At 39.1% G+C, this 23,583-nt stretch carries 23 protein-coding genes; 9 read left to right on the top strand and 14 right to left on the bottom strand.

All coding sequences use genetic code 11. The annotated features are described in order from the left end of the window. Positions 1–35 precede the first annotated feature (35 nt). Positions 36–953: a M14 family metallopeptidase gene (locus tag HII17_RS06350; protein WP_169074511.1), complete on the bottom strand. Its 918-nt coding sequence runs from the start codon at positions 951–953 to the stop codon at positions 36–38. 226 nt (positions 954–1,179) lie between these two features. Here HII17_RS06350 and HII17_RS06345 point away from each other — a divergent pair, with 226 nt between their 5' ends. Then, positions 1,180–1,992: a hypothetical protein gene (locus HII17_RS06345; RefSeq protein ID WP_169074510.1), complete on the top strand. Its 813-nt coding sequence runs from the start codon at positions 1,180–1,182 to the stop codon at positions 1,990–1,992. 12 nt (positions 1,993–2,004) lie between these two features. On the opposite strand, the gene HII17_RS06340 is transcribed toward HII17_RS06345, so the two are convergent. From HII17_RS06340 to efpL, 5 genes are all read right to left on the bottom strand, one after another. Then, positions 2,005–3,282, bottom strand: a complete 1,278-nt coding sequence (locus HII17_RS06340; protein WP_169074509.1) for a sensor histidine kinase — start codon at positions 3,280–3,282, stop codon at positions 2,005–2,007. Next, the gene (locus tag HII17_RS06335) at positions 3,283–4,008 is read right to left on the bottom strand and encodes a response regulator transcription factor (RefSeq protein WP_169074508.1); all 726 of its coding nucleotides are present in this window, start codon (positions 4,006–4,008) and stop codon (positions 3,283–3,285) included. 5 nt (positions 4,009–4,013) lie between these two features. Beyond that, positions 4,014–4,415: a DUF3019 domain-containing protein gene (locus HII17_RS06330; RefSeq protein ID WP_169074507.1), complete on the bottom strand. Its 402-nt coding sequence runs from the start codon at positions 4,413–4,415 to the stop codon at positions 4,014–4,016. Positions 4,416–4,425: 10 nt separating this feature from the next. Then, complete coding sequence (locus HII17_RS06325) at positions 4,426–5,307, bottom strand: MipA/OmpV family protein (RefSeq protein ID WP_169074506.1); 882 nt, start codon at positions 5,305–5,307, stop codon at positions 4,426–4,428. A 442-nt stretch (positions 5,308–5,749) separates the two neighbouring features. Continuing rightward, positions 5,750–6,322, bottom strand: a complete 573-nt coding sequence (gene efpL, locus HII17_RS06320; protein WP_169074505.1) for an elongation factor P-like protein EfpL — start codon at positions 6,320–6,322, stop codon at positions 5,750–5,752. A gap of 145 nt (positions 6,323–6,467) precedes the next feature. Between efpL and HII17_RS06315 the strand changes: the two genes are divergently transcribed. Continuing rightward, the gene (locus tag HII17_RS06315; protein ID WP_169074504.1) at positions 6,468–7,526 is read left to right on the top strand and encodes an amidohydrolase family protein; all 1,059 of its coding nucleotides are present in this window, start codon (positions 6,468–6,470) and stop codon (positions 7,524–7,526) included. 66 nt (positions 7,527–7,592) lie between these two features. Here the strand turns inward: HII17_RS06315 and HII17_RS06310 are convergent, their stop codons facing one another. The 3 genes from HII17_RS06310 to HII17_RS06300 form a co-directional block, all read right to left on the bottom strand. Next, entirely contained in the window at positions 7,593–8,126 is a 534-nt protein-coding gene (locus HII17_RS06310) for an SRPBCC family protein (protein ID WP_169074503.1), read from the bottom strand. 308 nt (positions 8,127–8,434) lie between these two features. Then, positions 8,435–9,187: a sporulation protein gene (locus HII17_RS06305; protein ID WP_169074502.1), complete on the bottom strand. Its 753-nt coding sequence runs from the start codon at positions 9,185–9,187 to the stop codon at positions 8,435–8,437. Between the two features lie 163 nt (positions 9,188–9,350). Further along, positions 9,351–10,331 (bottom strand): helix-turn-helix domain-containing protein, encoded by a 981-nt coding sequence (locus HII17_RS06300; RefSeq protein WP_169074501.1) that lies wholly within the window; start codon positions 10,329–10,331, stop codon positions 9,351–9,353. A gap of 341 nt (positions 10,332–10,672) precedes the next feature. Between HII17_RS06300 and HII17_RS06295 the strand changes: the two genes are divergently transcribed. Further along, positions 10,673–11,884: a serine hydrolase domain-containing protein gene (locus HII17_RS06295; protein ID WP_169074500.1), complete on the top strand. Its 1,212-nt coding sequence runs from the start codon at positions 10,673–10,675 to the stop codon at positions 11,882–11,884. Between the two features lie 8 nt (positions 11,885–11,892). Next, entirely contained in the window at positions 11,893–12,618 is a 726-nt protein-coding gene (locus tag HII17_RS06290) for a pseudouridine synthase (RefSeq protein WP_169074499.1), read from the top strand. A gap of 6 nt (positions 12,619–12,624) precedes the next feature. Here the strand turns inward: HII17_RS06290 and HII17_RS06285 are convergent, their stop codons facing one another. The 3 genes from HII17_RS06285 to HII17_RS06275 all read right to left on the bottom strand — a co-directional run bounded on the left by HII17_RS06285 (position 12,625) and on the right by HII17_RS06275 (position 14,808). Further along, the gene (locus tag HII17_RS06285) at positions 12,625–13,152 is read right to left on the bottom strand and encodes a DUF3750 domain-containing protein (RefSeq protein WP_169074941.1); all 528 of its coding nucleotides are present in this window, start codon (positions 13,150–13,152) and stop codon (positions 12,625–12,627) included. 85 nt (positions 13,153–13,237) lie between these two features. Continuing rightward, positions 13,238–14,062, bottom strand: a complete 825-nt coding sequence (locus tag HII17_RS06280; protein ID WP_169074498.1) for an SDR family oxidoreductase — start codon at positions 14,060–14,062, stop codon at positions 13,238–13,240. Positions 14,063–14,217: 155 nt separating this feature from the next. Continuing rightward, positions 14,218–14,808, bottom strand: coding sequence for a LysE family translocator (locus HII17_RS06275; protein WP_169074497.1), 591 nt, complete (start codon positions 14,806–14,808; stop codon positions 14,218–14,220). 107 nt (positions 14,809–14,915) lie between these two features. On the opposite strand from HII17_RS06275, the gene HII17_RS06270 reads away from it, so the two are divergent. Next, a complete protein-coding gene (locus HII17_RS06270; RefSeq protein WP_169074496.1) occupies positions 14,916–15,365 on the top strand; it encodes an Lrp/AsnC family transcriptional regulator in 450 nt (149 codons plus the stop codon). 72 nt (positions 15,366–15,437) lie between these two features. Beyond that, a complete protein-coding gene (gene rssA / locus HII17_RS06265) occupies positions 15,438–16,364 on the top strand; it encodes a patatin-like phospholipase RssA (protein WP_169074940.1) in 927 nt (308 codons plus the stop codon). An 83-nt stretch (positions 16,365–16,447) separates the two neighbouring features. Here rssA and HII17_RS06260 read toward each other — a convergent pair whose 3' ends face one another. Then, the gene (locus tag HII17_RS06260) at positions 16,448–19,561 is read right to left on the bottom strand and encodes a beta-galactosidase (protein WP_169074495.1); all 3,114 of its coding nucleotides are present in this window, start codon (positions 19,559–19,561) and stop codon (positions 16,448–16,450) included. Between the two features lie 246 nt (positions 19,562–19,807). Continuing rightward, positions 19,808–20,599 (bottom strand): SDR family NAD(P)-dependent oxidoreductase, encoded by a 792-nt coding sequence (locus HII17_RS06255; protein ID WP_169074494.1) that lies wholly within the window; start codon positions 20,597–20,599, stop codon positions 19,808–19,810. 130 nt (positions 20,600–20,729) lie between these two features. Between HII17_RS06255 and HII17_RS06250 the strand changes: the two genes are divergently transcribed. From HII17_RS06250 to HII17_RS06240, 3 genes are all read left to right on the top strand, one after another. Further along, positions 20,730–21,641: a LysR family transcriptional regulator gene (locus HII17_RS06250; protein ID WP_169074493.1), complete on the top strand. Its 912-nt coding sequence runs from the start codon at positions 20,730–20,732 to the stop codon at positions 21,639–21,641. A gap of 99 nt (positions 21,642–21,740) precedes the next feature. Then, positions 21,741–22,694, top strand: a complete 954-nt coding sequence (locus HII17_RS06245; RefSeq protein WP_169074492.1) for an alpha/beta fold hydrolase — start codon at positions 21,741–21,743, stop codon at positions 22,692–22,694. Positions 22,695–22,873: 179 nt separating this feature from the next. After that, on the top strand, positions 22,874–23,581 hold the full coding sequence (locus tag HII17_RS06240; protein WP_169074491.1) for a substrate-binding periplasmic protein: 708 nt from the start codon (positions 22,874–22,876) through the stop codon (positions 23,579–23,581). Positions 23,582–23,583 lie beyond the last annotated feature (2 nt).

Genomic DNA, 23,583 nt, shown 5'->3' with positions numbered 1-23,583 from the left:
TCTTTTTTACTTGAAAACAGGTCTACTAATATCGGTTATAAACCTTCTTTCGCAATTATGTATTCTAAGCCACCAACGATAGACGCTACTTGCGCTAAAATGCAATTTTCATCGTCCGACTTAGGACTGTCTGGATAAACCTCAGTAGTCGTAGCATATTTTGCATCGCTTAAACCTGCACATAAACCCAGTGCTTTATACGCATAATTAATGACACCTTTTTGCTCTAGTGGTGCACCGATAATTTGGCCATTTTCATCAGGTGGCGCAATGTGCGTTACTGTTGAAACCGCATCAATCATAGCTTTTTGAAATTCTGCTTGTGGATTTTCTGTATCGCCCACCAAATAAAAACCATCGGGTATATTCCAATTTGTTTGCACTATACCTTCTCTTGCTGCAAGTGCCAGTCGAAACTCTGAATTATCAGTATCGGTAGTTTCATGAAGATCTATATGTGCAAATATAACTTTTGCTAGTTGCGCAACATGAGTCATTACAGCCGCTGACTCTTGTGCTGGACTATCAGCATAAAAGCTACGATTCGGGTCAATCGCTTCAGGGTTCCAACGATTAATTGTTTCATAACCCCAAGGGCTTATGCATGGCGTTATTACGATATTAAAATATTGACTGTAATGTGCCAGCTTAGTTTGTGCAAAACGAATAGCCCCTTGAACACCACTTGTTTCATAGCCATGTACACCGCCAGTAATTAATATTGTCGGTTTATTGTCATCCCATTCAAGCCCACTAATAGACAACAATGGGTAATCACCTACCGAGTATTTTAACTCACCATACTGTGACACCTTCGCACAAGTTGACAACGCCTCAATTTTTTCAACAACCTCAGTGCGGTACGAACGTTTAATTTTTTGTTGATTCAACCATTGAAGCTTTTCATTTGTTCCCCATTTCTGACCTGGAGTACCTATTGGATATTGGGACATATTTACTCATATTGCTAACTGCTTTTTAGATGTAGCCCAGCATAATCCGCTAAAAAAAACATAGCAAATCTATGAAGTAAATTTAGCGTGTAGACTCTTCTATCAACAAAATAATACCACTTACCCCAAAGATCCGGCCTTTTACACCAATATTATGATTTATTTATGTAATTTTGTTATTTATTGAATTGGGTAAATTAAAAACTAGAATAATATGCAAACAAACTTGAACACTTTTTGCTTTTCGCTAGCCTTGATTATTGGCCTATCGGGCTGTAATTCTTCCGGCTCGGTTTCTCCAGAAGAACAAGCCGATAAATCCACCAGCTCTTCACTACCAAAATTAAGTGACTACGACGCTAACTTGCCAATTCCGAACAACCAGCAAGTGGCAGATTTTAAAGTATTATTTTTTGGAAACAGTCATATTGGCGGCATTCCAAATAAGATAAAGGCAATGGTTGAAACCACAATGCCTGATAAAACAATAGAAGTTGAGACTGCGCCCGGCAACGATTACCTTGCTGAACGGATTAGAGATTCTCGCTCGGTGAATTTATTGAGAAACGAATCTTGGAGTCATTTAATTCTTCAAGCTCAAAAATATTCGCAAAGCGGCGCTATCGACTATCCTACAACCGCCGCACAAACGTGGATAAGAATGGCAAAACATCATAACGTGACCCCCATATTATTCCCTGAGCACCCGCAAGCCGGAAACATAACAGAAGGACAGCGCGTACATGACATTCATGAGAGTATCGCTTTGAATGAAGCAAGCTGCGTAAGCCCTGTGGGTCTAGCCTGGGATAAAGCGATTTCATTGGATCCGAGTCTTAAATATCATTCAGGAGACGGAAACCACGCGGCAACAACAGGGACAGTACTCACATCGTTAGTACTTTTTCAGGTGATCACAGGTTACTCTGCCGACCTGGTTCCTCATATTGAATCACTAAATGTTAGTGAGCAGACTCAACAATTCCTAGGGCAAATAGCGGCTCAAACAATTGCCGAGAATAATGTTTGTGAATATTAAACTTGATTGCAACTAAACTGAAAAGCTCAATACAAACTTGGCACCGCCTAAATGCTCAGAGCTTTCTACAGATATAGACGCGCCATGCCAGTCAGCAATTCGCTTAACAGCAGCAAGGCCAATACCATAACCTTTGCTATTTGATTGCTGCTGACCGCGAATAAATGGTTTAAAAATTTGTTTAGCTTCCTGTGGACTTATCCCTAAACCATTATCTTCAATACAAAGTTGGATTTTTTGTTCAGATTGCTTAGCGCTTATTAAAACATCACCACTGCCGTACTTAACAGCATTTTGAACGACGTTGTTAATTAGCATTAAAAGAAATGGCTCATTACCATTGACTACTATAGGCTTCGGTTGCGATTCAAACGCGATATTTGCTTTTTCATTTGACCTACGTTTCAGGCAGGTCTCAACAGTTTTATTTAAATCTACAGGCTGTTTTTCTAGCTCTTCAAGGTTTTGCTCTAATCTGGCGTATTGTAATAGCACTTCAACCAAATTAGTCATTTCATCAACGTCATTCCCTATGCGCTCGATATAGTTTTTCTGCAATTGTGCGTCATCTTCTTCAGCTAAAGTGTCGACACCAAAGCGAATTCGCGCTAAAGGCGTTCTTAGGTCGTGAGATACCGCACTAGTAAGCAACTTCATATCAGCCACTAAGGATTCAATGCGCTCTGCCATGCGGTTAAATTCAATTTCGATGTCTTTGATATAGCTAAAACCGCCCGGCTTGACGCGTTCGGTTAAATCACCTTTACCTAAACGTTTAGTTGAACTTCGTAGCACAACTAATCGATTAATTAACGGCATTACCCAAGCCAACGTCAGCAGGAGTAAAATAAAATAAAACATACCAGTAAACCAATATCCGCTTGTCGACTCGACTTGCTTTTGAATATTATTGGCATGTTTAAGAATTAACACTTGTTCGCTAATTGGTAAATAAAAGTGATATGACACACCACTAGCACTTTCAAGTAACAGTGGTTGGCCGCTTGCCAGCGAGCTTTGCAAGTTTATAGGTAATGACAAATCTGCCATTGCAAGTTGTGATAAGTGAATACCTTGTTGCGATGACCAATTACTAACAAAACCTTGCTGATAAGGTTGACCATCAATATTACGTGCAATTGACTGACCAATAACTTCAATGTCAGTTAACACCTGTCGGCTCTCAAGTTCTTCACCTATGTATGCCTGATAGATATTGTCAAATAACCACCCCAAACCAATTGTGGCAACCAAAATTACAATAACAAGAGATGCTGGAAGCGTACGCATTTACCATGCATCCTTAGCAAATAAGTAACCTTTACCCCAGATAGTTTTTATCCGGTATGGTTCACTTGGGTCATCACCCAGTTTCTTTCTAAGACGAGATATGCGTAAATCTATCGAGCGATCAAAGCCGTCATATTCAAAGCCTCTAAGCTCTTCAACCAATTGCTCTCGAGTAACTAGCTGCCCTGCCCGTTGAGCAAGCAGCCAAAGCACTTCAAATTCATTTGACGAGACTTTAACTTTTTCACCCGCTAACGAAACCACCATGGCTTGCTTATCAACTACTAAATTATGAAACTCCAGTCGTTGTGTTTGTTTGTCTAAATCGCCTTTTTGTCCGCCATCATTGCATTGTTGTTTAGTTAAATATTTTTTTATACGCGTCAGTAACGCCCTAGCGCGTACAGGCTTTGTCAAATAGTCATCGGCCCCCATTTCTAAACCCAACACTTCGTCGAACTCTTCATCACGAGCGGTCACCATTATAATTGCGTTGGTAAATTTTGGCCTAACAGCATTGCATACATCATTACCATCTAACCCTGGCAACATACCATCTAAAATAACCACACCTGGCTGCTCTGATAAAATAAAATCAACAGCTTCGTCGCCTCGCCCCAGCACACTGACCTGATACCCCTTGCTCTGCAAATAGTCCTTCATCCACTGCGCCAAGGCTTCGTCATCTTCAACAATTAATAAGTGACCAGAGGTTGTCATATCCATCCTTTTTAAAACATACGCCAAATAGCATTTTTACGAATGTTTTTCTTATATACCCAAGCAACTTCTAACTTTCCAGTTGCTAGCTTCTGTTGGCTTTGTTTTAAAGATAAATAAAATTTCACATCTTCAAAGGCCTTTATTTCATTTGCCCAACGTCCACTACGCTGGTTTTTCCAACACTCTAAAGGAACGTTTTGCTGCGATGAATATAAACAATATTCGCCTGCCAAGTTTAATTGCCAATGAATCTTCACATCAGCATAACAAGCTTGACCTTGCCTCACTGCAACACATTGAGTAGGCGCAACTTCCAATGTCGCGGTATATTGTTCTGCTTGAACAACCATAGGCATTAGTAAGCTACTTAGTAATAAAATTGTTGCTAAAATTTTAGGGAAGATAGTCATCAGTCTCCCCCTAAAATACGTAGCTAACTAAAATACCAAACTCAGTAGTATTAGCGTTACGTTCTTTTAATCCGCTGACGAACTCCATTACAGGGTTGTCAGTAATCTCTGATGAAATATCGACAAACTTGCCGTACGTTTCAAATAGCCAGTGTTCACTAATTGGGTAGCTTGCTGAGATTTGACCAATAACATCTACACCTGCGTCAGGGCTATACGCGCTAAAGTTTTCAGTCGCTATCTCTTCTCGCAACTCAAAATAGTACTCTAGAAAGTCTTCAGAATAATATTTAACACCAACGCTGGTGTATATTTCCCAGTTCTTTATATACCAAGCCTTACCTAACCAAGCAGAGGCAAACAAACCATCATCATTTTCATCATTAAAAGAATATGGCGCGACCATAAATTGTGCGGTTATATCGTCAAAATTACCTGTTGCTCTAAGACCAAGCATATTCGTGCTATCACGATGCTGCCTAAAGCTTTGCTGGTTATCGACCACGTAAACTTTTGTCTCTCCATGGGCATGTACCGTATTTACGTCAAAGCTCCAACTTTCGGTATTATAAAAGTTATACCCAACGCTTACCCCTTCACTTCGTTCATTAGCGCCATAAAATGATTCAAGAAAAAAGCCATGCCACTGATAACGCCCATTGACAAATAAAGATAACTTGGAAATTTCATCTTCATACGGGCTAATTTCATATTTATAACCGTAGCCAACTTTAAAGTAGCCAGAAAGCGCATTACTTTGCTCGTGTGATTGCGCTTGTAATTGGTCTTGTGCACTATTGTCTGACGCTAAACTCGGCGCAACTAGCCCTAGAGACAGTACAAAGGTTGACGCCTTAATAAACAGCATTGTAACTTTAGTTAATTTACTCATCTTTGTGTTTCATTGTTATTCGTGTTGAGTTCATCTTAAAGAGTTAGAAAAAAATAGACGTATCGGTCATTATCAAGCTGTATCAAAGTGTATCCATATTGTAAAAACCATTCATATTAGCCAGTACTCTATAGCGGAAGATACTAAATGAAAAGTTCTCCGAGATAGTAAAAGCAAACACCATCATCGTTTTTACAGATTACAACAATCTATTTAATGAATTTTATTAATAACACTATTTCTAGCATAGTGAACATGTCATCAACAAACAGGGTTTATTATGCAATATTTAATTAAATTACTTTCAAGAAAACAGGTGCAAGATACAGTTCAAAATAACCAATATCAAAACGACTGTAATTACAGAGATAACTACTATGGCGACCAAGTTTGCCTACAAAAAAGCACCGACTAGGCGGTGCTTTTTCAATGCTATAATCGACTACTTATCAGCTCGGCTCATAAAGCGTTTTTCTTCTGTATTCACTTTAATGCGATCGCCTTGAGAGATATGCTCTGGTACTTGCACAACAAGCCCAGTAGATAACGTAGCAGGTTTAGTGCGAGAAGTTGCAGATGCGCCTTTAATAGATGGGTCAGTTTCAACAATATCTAGCTCAACACTTGAAGGTAAATCAATACCAACAGGGTTACCATCAACTAAGATCACTTGTAAGCCTTGTGTACTTTCATCAATGAACAACACCTCATCTGCAATACTTTCTTTGTTAATGTTGTACGGCGTATAGTCTTCGTTATCCATAAAGACATACTCATCGCCATCTAGGTAAGAATACATCGAAGCACGACGAATTAAATCAGCCATATTTAACATATCTACGTCTTTAAACGTTTCATCAACTTTTTGACCAGTAACGACATTGTACATACGCATACGATATAAACTGCCACCTGCACGGCCTTGCGGAACAGAGCGCTCAATGTCTTTTATAATATACACGCCGCCGTTGTGCTCTATTGCAGCATTCTTCTTAACTTCACTTGCCTTTGGCATGGTTACATCCCTTAAAAAATAAACTGCGCAGAAAGTAACATAACTGACTAATTTTGCCAAAAACTAATCATGTAATAATTGATTGGCGTTGTCAGCTTAGCTACCTATAATGACCTTGATATAATAACAATGAGTGTTAAGCACCGTGTCGAACAAAACTAACCATAATTCGCAATATCGAATTAACGGCCATGGCCATTTACTGCCGTCCCCTCAAGACATCCCTGCATTTATGAAAGACAAAAAATTTTTCTGGGTAGACGAGAATAAAGCTTTTATGTGCCAAGGCGATTGGAAAAGACCAATTACCGACCCGAGTTTCTTTTTAGAAGAAAAAATTGCTTGGATGCAGGCAAATAATATCGACCATGAAGTTATACTTAGCCTGTCGCAGCTATACTGCAATGGCATAAATGAACAAGACACCTTTGACATTATTCGTTTTCAAAATGACTTTAATGCCTCAGTACAAGAACAACACCCTCATTTATTTACGACCGGCTTTGTTGTGCAGCCAGCTCATATGGAACAAGCACTAAACGAAATTGAGCGCTGCCATCGTATGGGAATGAAATTTCTTTGTTTAAGCACCCATTACCAAACTACCAATGGCGAATGGCTCTCGGTATGCGACAAAAGTGTTGAACCAATTTGGCAACTAGCAGACACATTAAAACTTGCCATTGAGATTCATCCATACGATGCTGGCAAAATGGTTAATTTAACCGATCATTTCTGGCGTTATCACTTGGTATGGATGATGGCACAAACTGCCGATACTCACCTGATGTTTACTTACAATGGATTTGCCCAGAAATACCCAAATGTTCGCACCAGTTTTGCTCACGGTAGTATGTTAAGCCAAGCAAACTTTGGTCGCACGATTCAAGGTATTGAAGGCAGACCTGACTTATTTCCTAATGCTCACCACCCAACAGAAACACTTAAGCAGTCCAACGTCTTTTTCGATACCTTAGTCCACGATATTCATACGTTAGAGCTTATGATAAAACGCAATGGCGTAAAGCAAATTATTTGGGGCGTAGACGATCCATATCCACTGGGAGAAATGGCGACCGTTGATGGTTGCTACCCTGGCGTTCTTTTTGATCAAGCAATAGAAGCAGGCGTGTTATCTAAAACAGACTGTGAGGCTATGATGGGACAGAATGTAATTAACTGGTTAGGGTTTGAACCGCGTTAATCAAGAGCCCAGATCATATCCAAAATCTGGGCTTTGTAAATTGGTTTGAATCTATAAAAGCTCTTATTACTCTTCTAATATCACTTTTAAATTATCTAAACCAAGTTGTAAGTCATCACCAATGATTTTTTCAAAGTCCATAAATAACAACATGATATTCATTGGATAGTCCATATTCCCTTGAAAAGCCCATTTCACTTTGGTTTGATTTTCGCCAGCATTTTCAGTAATCATGTAGGCTGGTGAAACTGCCTCAAAAGGTTTTAAAAACCTCAGTTGATAATCGATACGCTCGCCATCGACCATCGCCATAATCTCTTGTTCACCATGCCCTACATCAGGGTGCTCCGATTGCCAAGCAGAAATAAAACCAACTTCACCATCGGTTCCTTGAAATGATTTTGTCATCTCAGGGTCAATTTGCGCCCATTTGCTAAAGTAATCTTGGTTTTTCAGATATTTTACATAACCAAACACCGTTGATTTCGGCTGGTTAATGAGCACTTCTCGTTCAACTTCATAACTGGATTTAACAAATAGCGCGATGATAAACGGTAGAGTAATAATCACCGCCACGGCGATACAGAATTTTTTAAGCATGTGTTGCGACCTTTTTATAATTATTATGCTTTTTTAGTGTGGCTTAGCTGTCAAAAGATAGCAAATGCTAACCTACTATCGCTTTATTTTTTCGACGGTTTTTTCTACAGTTAATCACCTTAAAACGCATACAGTACTTGAGTACCTTTATCCGTTTTCGCCATTACCACCGTAAAAGCCTGCAAAAAATAAGTGCTAGATTAGTGTGGAATGAGCAATGTAATAAATTTTGCCAATTATTATTCGATACGCTTTAAAGAAGCGCTAAAAATATAGCACTTCTTTTTCATTGCATAATAGCAAGATTGTTAACCAAGCAAGCGCTCAATATAGGGGCGAACAGTCTCAACACTGTCACATTGATTAGGTATAGACATACTGCGATATCCATCACCAAGAAATGCACGATCGATTTCAATCAATACGCCGGTTTCAGCGCCGTTATCGACAAAAGTAACTTCCAGTTCTTTCGCGCCAAAAAATGAATGAGAATTAGGCTTAAACTCATATTCTTGATAACAAGGCAAATGTGATTGAAAACCATCGCCACGTACGCGGCCTGCTTCAATATCAATTTTATAAAGCGAATAGCCACTTTGTTCAATAGCTTCTAATACTGCCAATTGAGTCGGCGATGGAATAATATAAAGGCTATCTTTATCGCTACCATCAATACCGTTTTTAATATCTAAGCCTGTTTGCAGCCATACTTTAGAAATTGACTGACCAAACAGTTCAGTGGCAGGCACTTCGGGATGAAGCTGCAAAGTAAATTGACGCGTAATTTGTTCCCCCGGGTGAATAACAACATTAAGCGCTTGCTGCCAATGCTGCAAAACTATACTTTTATTGTACTCAACCTCTTCATCGCCAACTTCTGTTTCAGCTTTTGCTTGTGCCATTACCGCAAGCTCAATACCATTTAGCTCTTGCTCAACATCACCGCCAGTGATCACAACCTCAATATCAAACGACTCACCAGCACGTATGTGCTCGTTCAGGAGAATTGCATCCACTTTTGCTTTGCCAATGCCGACGCTGGCTAGTAATTTTTTAAACATTTAATCTTCCGTTTTAACTGTATTTTCTAGATCTGTGTCTTGTGTTTACTAGCCATCAATCTAATAATTGCATAAACAAAATGCAAAATATTCAGCAAGACAATTAGTAAATAAATGTTTAATTACGCAAACTTAACAACGAACTTTCAACCTAAGTATCAATTTAATCGTCATCTTTATTTAGCAATTCCATTAAGCCTACTAACGCTGCAAATAAGACAGCTCCTACAGGCCAAATAATCCAAGTAACTCCCCAAGCCATAGTCCATAAACTCCAGCCTAAAAATATCGCAGTGAGTAACGGCCAGTAAAATGCAGCAAGCTTTTCGGCACGTTTGGTGCGTTTGCTTTTTACTTTATCAACACAAGTATCTTTTAGAATATTGTTGTAGGCGTCAAAAATAGCGGAAACGGGGCTAACTATATAAATACCAACTGAGATTATTAGCAGCAGCACAATGAGCATCATCAATATTGTCTCTGTACCGCCTCCAAATATACTGACCATCATTAACGGTACAAAACTAACAATAAATAAGAAAATACCGATAGATAACCTGCGATTATAAGTAGGTCTGAATTTTTTTAGTTTGTCTTGAAATACACTGTGAACGCCATATGCCAATTCAAATTTTCCATCATCTATAGCAACCGTGCCACTTTCATATTGATTCGTTTTAATGAATAAGCTAACAGCCAGAGAAACCATTACTAAAAGACACACTACACCAGCAGCAGCTGCAATATTACCAGTTAATCCCATACGATTTGTTTCTGCCATTGCCAATAAAAAAAGCAGTGGAATTACAGAACAGATACACAAGATAACGCCTTTTGTAATTAAGGCTGATGTTTCGACTTTACTCTCTATATGTTTCGTGGCTTGCGCTAAATCAACTTGAACCGTATTAGGCTCTTTGCTTTCTTCTCTTGCGTCGAAAGCTTCATTTTCATCCCTCAAAAGAAAGTCAGTTGAGACATCAAACAAGTCTGACAACATAAGTATTTTATTTAAATCAGGAATACTATTAGTACTTTCCCATTTTGAAACTGACTGTCTAGAGACATTCATTTTTTCGGCTAATTCTTCCTGAGACCAACCAACCTGCTTCCTTAACCTGACAATTTTTTCTGCTAATATCATAATATGTAATCCTTCGTTTGTTATTGAACAGCAAGGTTAGAAAATCAGCTAGTTGCAAACTAGCAAGTTAGGTTGTTAATTTGTCAACTGGTGGTTGCTATTACGCTAAGTAGTTAAATTTAACTATATTTTTTCCCATAAGCAAGCAGACACCGACGACTAAACACAAGGTATGGTAATCGTAATATTTGCTCAAAATACTACGCCTTTAATACCTTGTACTTTTTAAAAATCAGTAATTATTTTCACATTAGCTACATTTCATTTTATTTAACTTTTTATTTCACAACGTTCTCGGTAAAATTAGCCTGATTATTGCTTTTTACCTTTGAGAACTGTTCATGCTAACGCGCATTAGTAGCTTATTATTTTCCACGCTACTACTTCTTACACACATTAATTCTTTTGCTAACGATCACAGTTTTAATCGTTCGTTAGCAAAAAAAGTTGCCAATGAACTAAAGAAATTTAATATTCCCGGCGGGGCATACGCCATCGTAAAAAACGGTAAAGTAGTAGCCATAGAAACGTTTGGTCATATTGATAAAGCACAAAGCCAAAAAATTAACGCTGAAACAGTTTTCCGGCTGGCATCTGTTTCTAAGCCATTTGCGGCGACTTTAACGACAATGTTAGCGCAAGAAAATCAGCTTAACTTATCCGACCCTATTACAAAGTACGTACCAAATTTTAAATTGGCAAAAGCAGGTGCCGCGGAAAAAATCCAAATTCAACATGTGTTGAGTCACTCTTCAGGATTAATGCCCAATGCCTACGATAACTTGCTACATGAAAATTGGAACATGAAGAAAATTATCAGCCGGTTCGATCGTGTTTCACCAATTTGTAAGCCCGCTAAATGTTATGGCTATCAAAATATTGCTTATGGTTTTTTACAACCGGCAATAGAAGCATCGCAAAATAAAAGCTACTCAACGCTTCTTCATGAACGCGTTTTTCAGCCACTGAACATGAAAAATGCGTCTGTTGGTATCAATGTTTATAAAAACCAGAAAAATACCGCTAAACCTCATGTACTTAGAAAGCGTATTAATACCGGTAAAAAAGATGGAGCGGGAAAAATAATAAAGCAATATGTCTGGCGTACCGTAAACGTTGAGCCCGATTTTTATAAAGTAGCGCCTGCTGCCGGTATCAACGCTAGCATTACAGATATGGCAAAATGGTTAATCGCCAACTTAGGCTATAAACCGGATGTACTATCACCTGAATTACTATCTGAAGTAACTACGCCGCGCATAAAAACCCGAAAAGATTTACGTCGAAAATATTGGCGAAAACATCTTAAAGATGCGCATTATGGCTATGGCTGGCGTATCTATCAATTTAAGGATTATCCGATAATTTACCATTCAGGTTGGGTGGAAGGCTTCCGCGCTGACATTGGCTATTCGCCAGAGTTAGACATTGGCTTTGCAATGTTAATTAATGCCGAATCGAATGCGATCAACAAGATAACCAGTGATTTTTGGTCAAAAGCTGACAAATTAGGTGTTCCTGAATCACATAATCAATTGCAAGCTACTGAATAATTCGTGATATGGCTAATAACAGTCCAATAAGTACCAATCGACTTGATAAATTTATCGCCAACAACATAAAAATCAGCCGACGAGATGTTCGGCTAATGTTAGCACAAGGTCGAGTGATGGTTGACGGTAACAAAGCACAGAATATAGACCAACTCATCAATCGATTTTCACATATTACGCTTGATGATAAGGTGCTACAAAGTAATGCAGCTATTTACATAATGTTGCATAAACCTACTGGTGTAGTATCAGCAACAAAAGACAGCCAACACCAAACCGTAATTGATTTAATCGAACACCCTGCAAAAGATGAGTTACATATAGTCGGCAGACTCGACTTAAACACTTCAGGATTAGTACTGCTAACCAATGATAGTCGTTGGTCTGAAGCACTTACCTCACCAGTACATAAAGTAGAAAAGCATTACCAGGTAACGCTAGAAAATAAGTTAACTCCAAAATATATCGACGCATTTGCTAAGGGAATGTACTTTGAATACGAAGGTATCACCACAGCGCCAGCTCACCTTTTAATTGAATCGGAAAAAACCGCTCACGTTGTATTAACAGAAGGAAAGTACCACCAAATTAAACGTATGTTTGGTCGCTTTCAAAACCCTGTTGTAGGACTTCATCGCAGCCAAGTCGGTGATATTGTATTGGATAGTCAACTTGCACCACGCCAATGGCGAGAACTTAAACAAGATGAAGTAAACTCAGTTCAATTATCTTAGCAATAACTAATTAGCATAACCGCTGCCAATAGCACTAAACGGCAAGTCTAATTCTAACTCAGGAACTTGCTTACCAATCCAAGCAGGAAATGTATTACTATTGGGCCCTGGAAATACGCTGTAAGTATCTGCCCATGGGTAACGATTTACTGCATCGGTAACTTTCGGGATTAATATACTTGCTTGCTCGCCTTGAATAGAGAGAACTTTTTCAGGCTTAGCGCCATACCAATAACGGTCTGGAGTTTTAGTTTTATAGCTTTTTAGTGCTGGTAAGCCACGGTTAACGCGCCAGCCCACCACTTCATAGACAGTATATTCTTCTGCTGCTTCCTCTTTAATCGCAATCCAAGAGTGAACCGCAAACCAGCCTCGCCAACTAAATGCATCTGCAGCATAAACCTCAATAACCGCTTGTTTATTAGTCAAAGGGTTAGGCGCGATATTGGCCGGCTCTCGGCTCGCTGTGCGCCAATCAGGGCTACTACAAGCAGTCAATAAAACACAAGTAAAAAGAGAAAGTAATAAACGCATAGACGACAAAATTAACAACAATAAACCTAGGCTAATAATACACCAGCACAGCTTTAAAATAACGCTTTGAAAAGAATTCTTGCAATTATCCTTTAGCTAAAATCTTATCTAAAAGTCTGGTTGATAATAAACGCTTCAATATCGCCATCATTTTCGTCGGCACGGTAACACGGTATTTTAATTTTGGTCGTTTACTTTCCAACGCATCAATTAATGCATGGGTGACATCAATGGGTTCTAAAGTAAATTTTGCATTGGAAGTTTCTGATGACAATCGGTCCATTTGTTGTTGATATTGTACTTTGTGCACACTTTGCTCAGCATCAATATGCTCATTAAATGCTTTTAACGCATTCGCCCGAAATTGTGTGTTTATTGGCCCCGGTTGAATCAGTATCACGTCAATATTACCGTCTTTCACTTCTAATCTTAGCGTGTCGGTAAGCCCTTCAAGTGCGTATTTAGACGCATTATAAGCGCCACGATATGCCATAGAAACAAAACCTAACACTGAGCTACATTGAATTATACGGCCATGTCCCTGTGTTCGCATTACAGGAATAATTTGCCTAGTAAGTTCATGCCAGCCAAAAACATTCGATTCAAATTGTGTTTTAAGCGCATTGGTAGGTAAATCTTCTAATGCACCTGGTTGACCATAGGCACCATTATTAAATAAGAAGTCGAGTTGACCGCTAGTTTGTTCTAGTACTATTGAAATAGCCTGAGCAATGCTTTCACTATCTGTTAAATCTAGCGGTATCGCATTTAAGCCTTTGGCCTTTAACATTTCAACATCTTCAGGCTTACGTGCGGTAGCAAATACCTGGTAGCCTCGGGCATTTAGTGTCAATGCGGCATGTAAACCTATGCCGCTTGAGCAACCGGTAATTAAAATAGATTTAGTCATATAGTCGTTTCGTTTAGTTTATTCTTTGGTTAAATTTTGTAGGGTTGGCAAGCTCATTAGATAATTAATGGCTTTATAAATAACACCTTAACAAACTAAATAAAAAGATCTACCTATGAATCTAGTGTTAAAAGAATCAATTGCGCACTGCTAACTTACAAGGCTGGTACAACAGAACCAATGAGCATTAGTGCCATCGAAACATTAAATATTCTTAGTCGCCTTTCATTGTTCAAAACAATTTGCATTTTTTTACCTAAAACCACCCAAGAACTAATACAAGGGAAGTTAATAGCACCAAAGACTGCCGCTACAAGGATTACTGCCATAATACTTTGAGAGGGCGCATAAATACTGATAGCCGTTAACGCCATTGTCCACGCTTTGGGGTTCACCCATTGAAACAGTACCGCCTGGAAAAAAGTCATGGGTCTCGATTTTTTCTCTTCCGATGGAGACTTAGTGCCCGACATAGCAATTTTGAGCGCCAAATACAGTAGGTAAGCGATACTGACGTACTTTAAAACTTGGTAGCTAACAGGAAAAGCATCAAATATTTGAACAATACCTAAACCTACTAACACTATCATTAAGGTAAAACCAATTCCTACACCAAGGGCATGTGGCACGGTTTTACGCACCCCATAATTGGCACCAGAATTCATCAGCATTATATTATTTGGCCCAGGGGTAATTGAAGACACAAAGGCAAATACCGATAAGGCAGCAAATAATTCATAACTCATTTTTAGTTCTCACAGGCTTACGGGTTCAGATAAAGCAATTTTAAACTAGACGTCACGAAATTATTCAGCTAAAAATGTCTTAACTTATGGGTTTTGCACAACTAATCATGAAAAATGACACATTTAACGAACAAATATTGCAAGAATTAAAAAATAATGGTCGAATTGCTAATAGTGAGCTGGCTGAAAAAATTGGTTTATCCCCTTCTGCTTGCTTACGGCGTGTACAAGAATTGGAAGCCCGTGGCATTATTAAAGGCTATCGCGCGGTATTAGACGCCGAATTACTTGGTAATAACTTTATCGCGATGGTGGGTATTGGCTTAAACGAACACTCCACTGAGTCACAATTGGCTTTTGAAAAAGCCGTAGAAAACGCAAACGAAGTGAAGGAATGCCATAATGTCACCGGCGCATTTGAGTATATATTACGTATAGAAACTAAAGACATTAAGTCGTTTAAACTATTTCATGCTAATGTACTTGGCGCTATTCCTCAGGTTAGCACCATCACTACTCACGTGGTAATGGATTCTCCAAAAGATGAACGCGCTTAATATTCGATAAACACTAGTTAAATCTTTATCAAATAACAATTTCATGGAAAATATCAGGTAATTAGAATGACTATTAAAATAGGACTAGCCTTAGGAAGTGGTGCGGCTCGTGGTTGGGCTCACATTGGCATTATTGAAGCACTTGAAGAGCTAGGGGTAAAAGTCAGTGCCGTGTCTGGTTGCAGTATTGGCTCCTATGTTGGTGCAGCATACTGCGCAGGCAACTTGTCCGAGCTAAAGTCATGGGTTAGTGATTTAACAGAATGGCAAGTTGCTAAATTAATGGGCGTCAGCATGCAAAAAGGTGGGTTGGTGTCCGGTGAAAAGGTATTTGCTAAGTTAACAGATGATTTTGCCACGGAAAATATTCAAGACTTAACTATTCCTTTCTCTGCTGTGGCCACCGATATGCGCCGTGGACAAGAAATAATTTTTAGTGAAGGAAGCACGTTAGACGCGGTAAGAGCTTCTTGTTCTATTCCAGGCATCTTCCCTCCGCATCGTTTTCAAAATCGCTGGCTGTTAGATGGTGCCGTGGTCAATCCTGTACCTGTAACCCTTTGTCGACAGCTTGGTGTAGATATTGTTATCGCGGTAAATTTGGGTTCAGATTTTAATCCCGCAGAAACAGAATTGCACAATCAGCAACAAAAGAAAAATGAAGATAAATTTAATCAGTTTATGAATAAAAGTATGGAAAGCTTTAGTCAATGGTGGGAGTCAGCCTTCTCGTCAGAAGAAAAAGAACCCAAACAAGCCAAGCCTGACAAGCCAACTCCACCAAGTTTAATTAACTGCATGTCTAACGCATTAGACATTATGCAAGACAGAGTCACTCGCTCACGTTTAGCCGGAGATCCACCAGATATTTTGCTAAGTCCTAAACTTGGCCATATAGGCATTATGGAGTTTCATCGTGCACAAGAAGCAATAGAAATTGGCCGAGCAAGTGTGATGAGGGTTGCCGAACAAATAAAATACCAACTAAACCTTGAGTAATAACCTTCGATAAGTATTAACAAAGTCAGATGTGAATTAGAAAGCCAAGGCTATTTAACCCTTGGCTTTTTCAGCCTGACGCTTTAATTTAAAACAACTTGATTAATCGCTACCTGATAATAATAGCGCTTTTTATCAAGCAAATATTTAGGATGAACACTTGGACTCCAAGAGTCATCGCCACCTATCCCCATATGCTGGTGGTCAATATAGACATAAAGCTTATCGTTTCGGGTCAAGTCAGTTGTATGCTTTGCATCCGACAGTTGTTGCTGACCAAATTCACTGACAGAAAAATGAAACTGACCTTTAAATTCAAATGGTGCGATGACTAATTTTTCGGTATCACAGCGCAAACCATTTTCCGTTGGGAAAATATAATTGGTATGCAGTTCAGAAAGCGTTTGCTGATAATTACCAAATCGTGCAGCAGCTTTTCGATCTGGGTAATTTTCAAAAGGTCCTAGCCCAAGGTAATTCACTTTTTGTTGCTGATGAGCGACGGCAAGCTCAAGGCCTACTCTAGGCAATGGTGGAACCGTATCACTAATTTCTACCATAACGTCAACAGTAAGTTTTCCCTCTCTGTCAACACGAAATAGCCAATGTGATTGCGCTTGCAACTGATTATTAAAATGGTATTGATAAATTGCACTAACCCGTATTTCGTTTGGAAGCTGCTCTGTATTAATTATCAAACAGCTTTGCTGCCAGTCACCGATACCAGCCTCTTGCCAGCGGGATATCCACGAATTTGGATCAACATTATCAGCTTCGCTAGTACCAATATCGTTATCTAGCGGTGCTCTATAAAAATTATCTTTAATTGATGAAGTGAGCAGTTCACGGCCACCACTCTGCCATTGGCTTAATAAGCCTGTCGCCTTTTTCCAAGTAAAAATTGAGTCCTTAACTGAGACCTGAATAAAGCTTTCATCTTCCACTACATTACCGACATCAGTTGTTGTTCGCATCGCACTACTGGTAAGCCAATGTTCTGGCGATAACGACTGGCTATTTCGCAATTTAAATTGCTCTGTCGCCAAAACAGTGCCTGCTTGAGCAAACGAACAATCCTTAATGGTCATTACGTCAATTGCGAGATGATACTGGCAAACGACACTGGCTTTAAACTTTGTATTGATGGTAATAAGCTGATTGTCTTGTGGTGCAATCGATAGAGGAATAGTCCCTGATTCAATTGCTTCGCCATCTTGTTTGATTGTCCAAACCAACTGTTCATTGTCAGTATCTCTAAACAAGTATTCGCTGCTAACCGTTACATTAAAATTCTGGCTTTCCGCCAAGTGTGTTGCTTCATCTAATGAAAACAGCAAAAACTGCTGACAATACTTGGCTTCATATAATGACGGATGCGGCGTGCGATCAGGGAACAGCAAACCATTAATACAAAACTGTCGATCGTTTTGTAAATCGCCAAAATCCCCACCATACGCCCAGTATGGTTGGCCTTTATCATCCGTTTTAGTTAAACCTTGATCGACCCAATCCCAAATAAAGCCACCTTGCAACCTAGGGTAATCTCGAAAAGCCTGCCAATAATCAGCAAAGCTGCCTAAGCTATTGCCCATAGCATGAGCATATTCGCATAAAATTAGCGGTCTATTTTCATTAGATAGTGACAACCATTTTTTTATCGACCATTTAGGCACCGCGTCAAACAATTGGTCTTGATCAACACGTGCATACATAGGACAAATAATATCTGTGGCTTTAGTATCCGCACCACCTCCTTCATATTGCACAGGGCGAGACGGATCAAAGTCTTTCGACCAAGCATACATGGCATCATGGCTAGCACCATGGCCAGACTCATTACCTAGTGACCAAATAATAATAGAGGCATGGTTTTTGTCTCGTTCTACCATTTGCATATAACGATTAATAAAAGCTGATGTCCATTGAGGGTCTGATGCAAGCCGGCTCATTGGAAACATACCATGAGTTTCGATATTCGCCTCATCACATACATAAAGACCATAGTGATCGCATAACTCGTACCAACGAGGGTGGTTCGGGTAATGGGCCGTGCGTACAGCATTAAAATTATTTTGTTTCATTAGCTTAATGTCATGCACCATATCTTGCTCGGTAACAACATGACCTAGCTCAGGATGGTGTTCATGTCTGTTAACGCCTCGGATCAATAATGGCTTTCCATTTAAGCAAAGTTGGTTGTCGATAAACTCAACTTTTCTAAAACCAACGTCGTACGCTTCAACATCTATTACCTGTGCTTCTTTATTCAAAAGGCTGATAACACAGCGATATAAATAAGGTGTTTCAGCGCTCCATTGTTTTGGTTCTTTAACATTAAGCTGGTTAAAACAAACATCTTGCCAACCGCCTTTTTCATCAACAATTTTGCTATTTGTTGAAGCAAATACAGCTTCGGTAACGGCTGTTTCACCCTCAAAAAGTTGTACTTGAATTTGATAGTTTTCGCTCGCCAATATACGGGTCTTAATAGACAAGCTACCATCACGATAACATGCATCTAAGTCTGGAGTAATAAACACATCTTGGATATGGTGTTTAGGTTTTGACAGAATTGTGACATCACGAAATATGCCGCTAAGCCACCACATATCTTGATCTTCAAGATAGCTACCGTCACTCCAACGGACCACCATGACCGCTATCAGATTAGTACCAATATGAAGAAATTCAGTTAAATCAAACTCTGCTGGTAGCCGGCTATCTTGAGCGTATCCTACCCATTTTCCGTTACACCAAAGGTGAAAGGCTGAATTGACGCCATCAAAAATAATATGATTTTGCCTATTAAATTGTTCTGCGGTTATTTCAAACGTTGTTTGATAGCACCCTGTCGGGTTTTCCTTCGGGACATAAGGCGGGTTCACCTCGAATGGATATTTTACATTGCAATAAATTGGCTTATCAAAACCTTGTAATTGCCAGTTACTCGGCACAGTAATTAACGGCCAGTCGTTTGATAGCTGCTGAGTAAATTCACTGTTAACTTGCTCTGGAGCGTCAAACAATTGGAAGTGCCAGTCACCGTTTAAAGAAGTGCGACTGCTCTTGCCTTTTTTCATTGCCTCTTGCGGGTTTAAATAACCATTTAACGGGCTATGAGCTCGAATTTTATTTGCTTGAATTACGTGTGGATTTTCCCAATCTCTCCGATTGATAATGTCCAGAAAACCTGTCATTTATATTCCTAACCTTGCACTAACAGCCTAACTATAACAGTAAGTCATAAGAAAGCTATGCTGTTGAATTAAGCCAAATATTCACACAGCAACATATTTAATATGACTAATCATATAAATAAAATATTAACGATTATAGTGACTGAAAGCTATCAATAAATGGGAAAATATAGGAATAACGTTAACGACAGACTATTAGCAAGTATAACGTCTGTCATTTTTAACGCTTAAACAACATGTAGAACGCTACACCATTTGTGCTATCGCATTAACTACAGCATTGACATTTTCTGGATTTAACGCGGCGGCATGAGGGTTAGTGAACTGACCACTATCGTTATCAAAATATTTTCCAGAGGCATCAGCAAACTCTTCACTTAATGCCGCTCGACATAATATATCAACCCCAATACCAATATCATTACCCGCTACACCGTAAGCTTCTTTTACCATTTTACTACCTAAAAACGAAGCTGGATTAACTGCTACTAACATTGGGCCTTTACCAGCTAATTGCTCAGCCAAGTATTTAGTCCACATGGTAATGGCAAGCTTACTTTGGGCATATGCGGCATTATCTGACAACGCAACGTTACCCGCCAAAGCTTCAATATTTACCGGTGCTTGAGCAGCAGAAGAAAGATTTACCACTCGTGACGATGTATCCATTATCGGTAATAACGAAGTCGTCAAAACATACGGTGCTAACGTATTAACCACAAAGCGAATATCTAAACCTGTTGCCGTGATAGGATTAGCAGTTGCGAAAATTCCGGCATTATTAATTAGCACATCAAGTTTACTGTGCTGCTTCGATATTGCTGTTGCCATAGAGCGCACTTCTGAAAGTTTTGATAGATCGGCTAAATAGCTTTCCACTTGAGCATTATAATTGGCCTTAATATCATTCATTACTTTTAATAACTTTTGCTCATTTCGACCATGTAACAACAAGGTGTGTCCTTGCTTAGCAAGCTCGTAGGCAGTTGCTAAACCTATGCCATCAGTAGCGCCAGTTAATAATATTACTTTCGACATAGTTGCCTCGTTTTGTTTTGCTTCACAATGTGAATTACTTGGTAAAATTTGATATTGCAAGTATAGGAAACAACTCTATAATTGATAATGCACCATTTAAAACATTCACTTTTAAGATTTTATTGATAATATGAATATCGACCACTTAAAGCTATTCTCCCGCATAGCGATAACGAATAATATTAGTCAGGCCGGTAACGAATTAGGTCTTTCACCTGCCGTCGCTAGCGCCCATATCAATAAACTCGAAGATGCATTAGGTGCTCGTCTAATTCATCGTACAACAAGAAAAGTGTCACTAACTGAAGAAGGGTTGTCATTTCTTCCTCATGCCGAGCAAGTGCTAGAACACATTGAAGCAGCCCGTGCTTCTGTTGGCGCTGGAGAAGCCTCCCCTAAAGGTACGTTGCGAGTAGCAGCCTCAGCTTCATTTGCCCATTTACACCTTATACCCGCACTGTCGGACTTTTTAACGCAATACCCTGAACTAGAAGTCGATTTTAGATTATCCGACACTATTGTAGATATGGTCGAAGGTGGCTTTGATGTTGCCATAAGAATAGCGGCATTAAATGACTCGAGTTTTGTTGCTCGTAAACTTGCAGATGATCAGCGAATCATAGTTGCATCGCCTACTTACCTTGAAAACTATGGCACACCAAAAACGCCACAAGACTTAACAAATCACCAATGTTTAAGCTTAGTAGGCCTTGAAAATTGGCAATTTAAGGATGGACAGAGCATAAAGACATCAGGACATTTTAAAGCAGATAATGGTCAGGCAATAAGACAAGCAGCTACTGATGGTTTAGGCATTACCATCAGTTCGATTTGGTGTTGTTATAAGCAGTTAAAAAGTGGCGAGCTTGTTCAAATACTTCCTTCACATCCACTGTCTTCTCATACCGCCATTTGGGCCGTCTATCCTAGTTCACGACTAATAGCGCCCAAAGTTAGAGCATTTATTGATTTTTGCGTAGCAAGGTTTGGCGATAGGCCATATTGGAACAACAGCTTAAGCGATCCCAGCTATTTGTTTTAGAAAGTCGGCTTTATTAATCTCGATGTAACTTAAATGTCATCTCAGCACTGAATACTAGTAATAGAATACTTAAACAATCACTAATTTATTTATCATTAAATGCAACACGTAACGCTTTCTAACGGCATTACAATTAACTTTCAAGATGAAGGCAAGAAATCTTCCCCGACCATAATACTAATTATGGGGTTAGGTGCTCATATGGCAATTTGGCCAGATGAACTTTATTACGGTTTAGTCGATAAAGGCTTTAGGGTTATTCGTTTTGATAACCGAGATGCAGGTCGTTCTAGCCAACTAGACGACCTTAACCCTCCTAGTATATTTAAAGTCTGGCTAAGCAACCAACTACCATTTAAAACAAACATTCCTTATAAGCTCGATGATATGGCTAATGATGTACTAGAAATTATGGCCGTATTAAAAATAAAGAGAGCACATTTAGTTGGTGCCTCAATGGGCGGTATGATAGCTCAAATATTGGCAGCTAAATACAAGAAAAAAGTGTCAAGTTTAACCTCTATTATGTCAACAACTTCAATGCCAAAACTGTCAAAGTCAAACCTAAACATTATGCTAAAATTAGCGCATCGCCCAAATCAAAACACTCCTAATGCTGCGATTAATTACACTATAAAATTAAACCGGTTAATCGAAAGTCCAGCTTTCCCCAATGATGAACAACGTTTGCGACGCTTAGCTAAAAAAAGCATCGAGCGCGGATATAATCCAGCTGGCATCAAACGACAACTGGTTGCGATTACAGCAAGTGGCTCCCGCCGAGCACTAATGAGAGACATCAAAGCACCGACCTTGGTCATACATGGCACTGACGATCCTGTTATTTCAGTCAATGCAGGTATAGAAACGGCTCATCAAATAAAAAAAGCGAAACTAAAAATTGTTGAAGGGTTAGGACATGACTTTCCACCTGAACTAATGAAAAAGTGGGTCAAATGGATAAGCAAACATGTCCTAAAGTCAGAGCAAAAAAGGGCTGCTCAAAAATTGAAGAAACAAGTCAATGGCAATCTAGATACATTTATGAAGTGACGTTTATTGAGTGACTTGTAAATAATTATGGTTTACCGGTAAAAGCACATATGTGTATTTAGGGGGTATAAATTCCGATTGATAATTATGACCGTAATAATGCATAGTGAGTATACTAAAAGTTACACCATTGTTTACATTTTATTTACAGGCAGGTTCATTTTCGCTATGTTGTAGCAATGAACATCAGATCGCTTATTATTGCAGTAACTCTTAGCTTTCTTTCCGTCAGCACTTATTCAAAAAGTACTGACCTAGTTGCATGCATTGACGATCACCCTCCCTATCAAATTTTAGCTGATAAGCCTTATGGTACGCATATATCTGCCTTAGAAACTTTAGCTTCGGCACTGAATAAGCAACTTGTATTTGTTAAATCGCCAAACTTTGCACGCTGTGTAGCACTCCTGAAAACAGGTGAAGTAGATGTGATTGCCGGTTTAAATAGAAGCAAGGAGCGAGAAAAGTTTGCTTTTTACGCTCCTTTCAAAGTTGCTGATGAACGAATTGTCATTTCAACTAAAGATGTTTTTATAGAAGAATACGGTGACTTTCAAGGCAAGATAATTGGTGTTCCTCGGGGCACAACCTACTTTAATAAGTTTGATAACGACAAATCACTCAATAAAGTATCGATTCATACGATTCGGACCGGCCTAGAACTGTTGCTGAAAAATCGTATCGACATGATCATCACTTCACCTTATGTGATTGATAGCTTACTAACCGACATAAAAAAAGCAAAGCTTAAGATCACTAAATTAAACCTTCAAAACAGTGATACAGATAAAACACACTTTGGTTTTAGTAAGAAAAATAAGCTAAACCTCAGTCAAGAAGAAATAGTGTCTATTGCCACCAACGCCTTCGAGCAATCTTTTAACTAGCA

Origin of the sequence: Thalassotalea algicola, assembly GCF_012932965.1 — a bacterium.
GTDB lineage: Bacteria > Pseudomonadota > Gammaproteobacteria > Enterobacterales > Alteromonadaceae > Thalassotalea_F > Thalassotalea_F algicola.
Note: the sequence above shows the minus strand (reverse complement) of the source record. Positions and strands in the feature narration are given on the sequence as shown.

Coding starts and splice junctions, on each gene's coding strand:
- HII17_RS06350 (WP_169074511.1), bottom strand. CDS start 953: ATGTCCCAATATCCAATAGGTACTCCAGGTCAGAAATGGGGAACAAAT.
- HII17_RS06340 (WP_169074509.1), bottom strand. CDS start 3,282: ATGCGTACGCTTCCAGCATCTCTTGTTATTGTAATTTTGGTTGCCACA.
- HII17_RS06335 (WP_169074508.1), bottom strand. CDS start 4,008: ATGGATATGACAACCTCTGGTCACTTATTAATTGTTGAAGATGACGAA.
- HII17_RS06330 (WP_169074507.1), bottom strand. CDS start 4,415: ATGACTATCTTCCCTAAAATTTTAGCAACAATTTTATTACTAAGTAGC.
- HII17_RS06325 (WP_169074506.1), bottom strand. CDS start 5,307: ATGAGTAAATTAACTAAAGTTACAATGCTGTTTATTAAGGCGTCAACC.
- efpL (WP_169074505.1), bottom strand. CDS start 6,322: ATGCCAAAGGCAAGTGAAGTTAAGAAGAATGCTGCAATAGAGCACAAC.
- HII17_RS06310 (WP_169074503.1), bottom strand. CDS start 8,126: ATGCTTAAAAAATTCTGTATCGCCGTGGCGGTGATTATTACTCTACCG.
- HII17_RS06305 (WP_169074502.1), bottom strand. CDS start 9,187: ATGTTTAAAAAATTACTAGCCAGCGTCGGCATTGGCAAAGCAAAAGTG.
- HII17_RS06300 (WP_169074501.1), bottom strand. CDS start 10,331: ATGATATTAGCAGAAAAAATTGTCAGGTTAAGGAAGCAGGTTGGTTGG.
- HII17_RS06295 (WP_169074500.1), top strand. CDS start 10,673: ATGCTAACGCGCATTAGTAGCTTATTATTTTCCACGCTACTACTTCTT.
- HII17_RS06290 (WP_169074499.1), top strand. CDS start 11,893: ATGGCTAATAACAGTCCAATAAGTACCAATCGACTTGATAAATTTATC.
- HII17_RS06285 (WP_169074941.1), bottom strand. CDS start 13,152: ATGCGTTTATTACTTTCTCTTTTTACTTGTGTTTTATTGACTGCTTGT.
- HII17_RS06280 (WP_169074498.1), bottom strand. CDS start 14,062: ATGACTAAATCTATTTTAATTACCGGTTGCTCAAGCGGCATAGGTTTA.
- HII17_RS06275 (WP_169074497.1), bottom strand. CDS start 14,808: ATGAGTTATGAATTATTTGCTGCCTTATCGGTATTTGCCTTTGTGTCT.
- HII17_RS06270 (WP_169074496.1), top strand. CDS start 14,916: ATGAAAAATGACACATTTAACGAACAAATATTGCAAGAATTAAAAAAT.
- HII17_RS06260 (WP_169074495.1), bottom strand. CDS start 19,561: ATGACAGGTTTTCTGGACATTATCAATCGGAGAGATTGGGAAAATCCA.
- HII17_RS06255 (WP_169074494.1), bottom strand. CDS start 20,599: ATGTCGAAAGTAATATTATTAACTGGCGCTACTGATGGCATAGGTTTA.
- HII17_RS06250 (WP_169074493.1), top strand. CDS start 20,730: ATGAATATCGACCACTTAAAGCTATTCTCCCGCATAGCGATAACGAAT.
- HII17_RS06245 (WP_169074492.1), top strand. CDS start 21,741: ATGCAACACGTAACGCTTTCTAACGGCATTACAATTAACTTTCAAGAT.
- HII17_RS06240 (WP_169074491.1), top strand. CDS start 22,874: ATGAACATCAGATCGCTTATTATTGCAGTAACTCTTAGCTTTCTTTCC.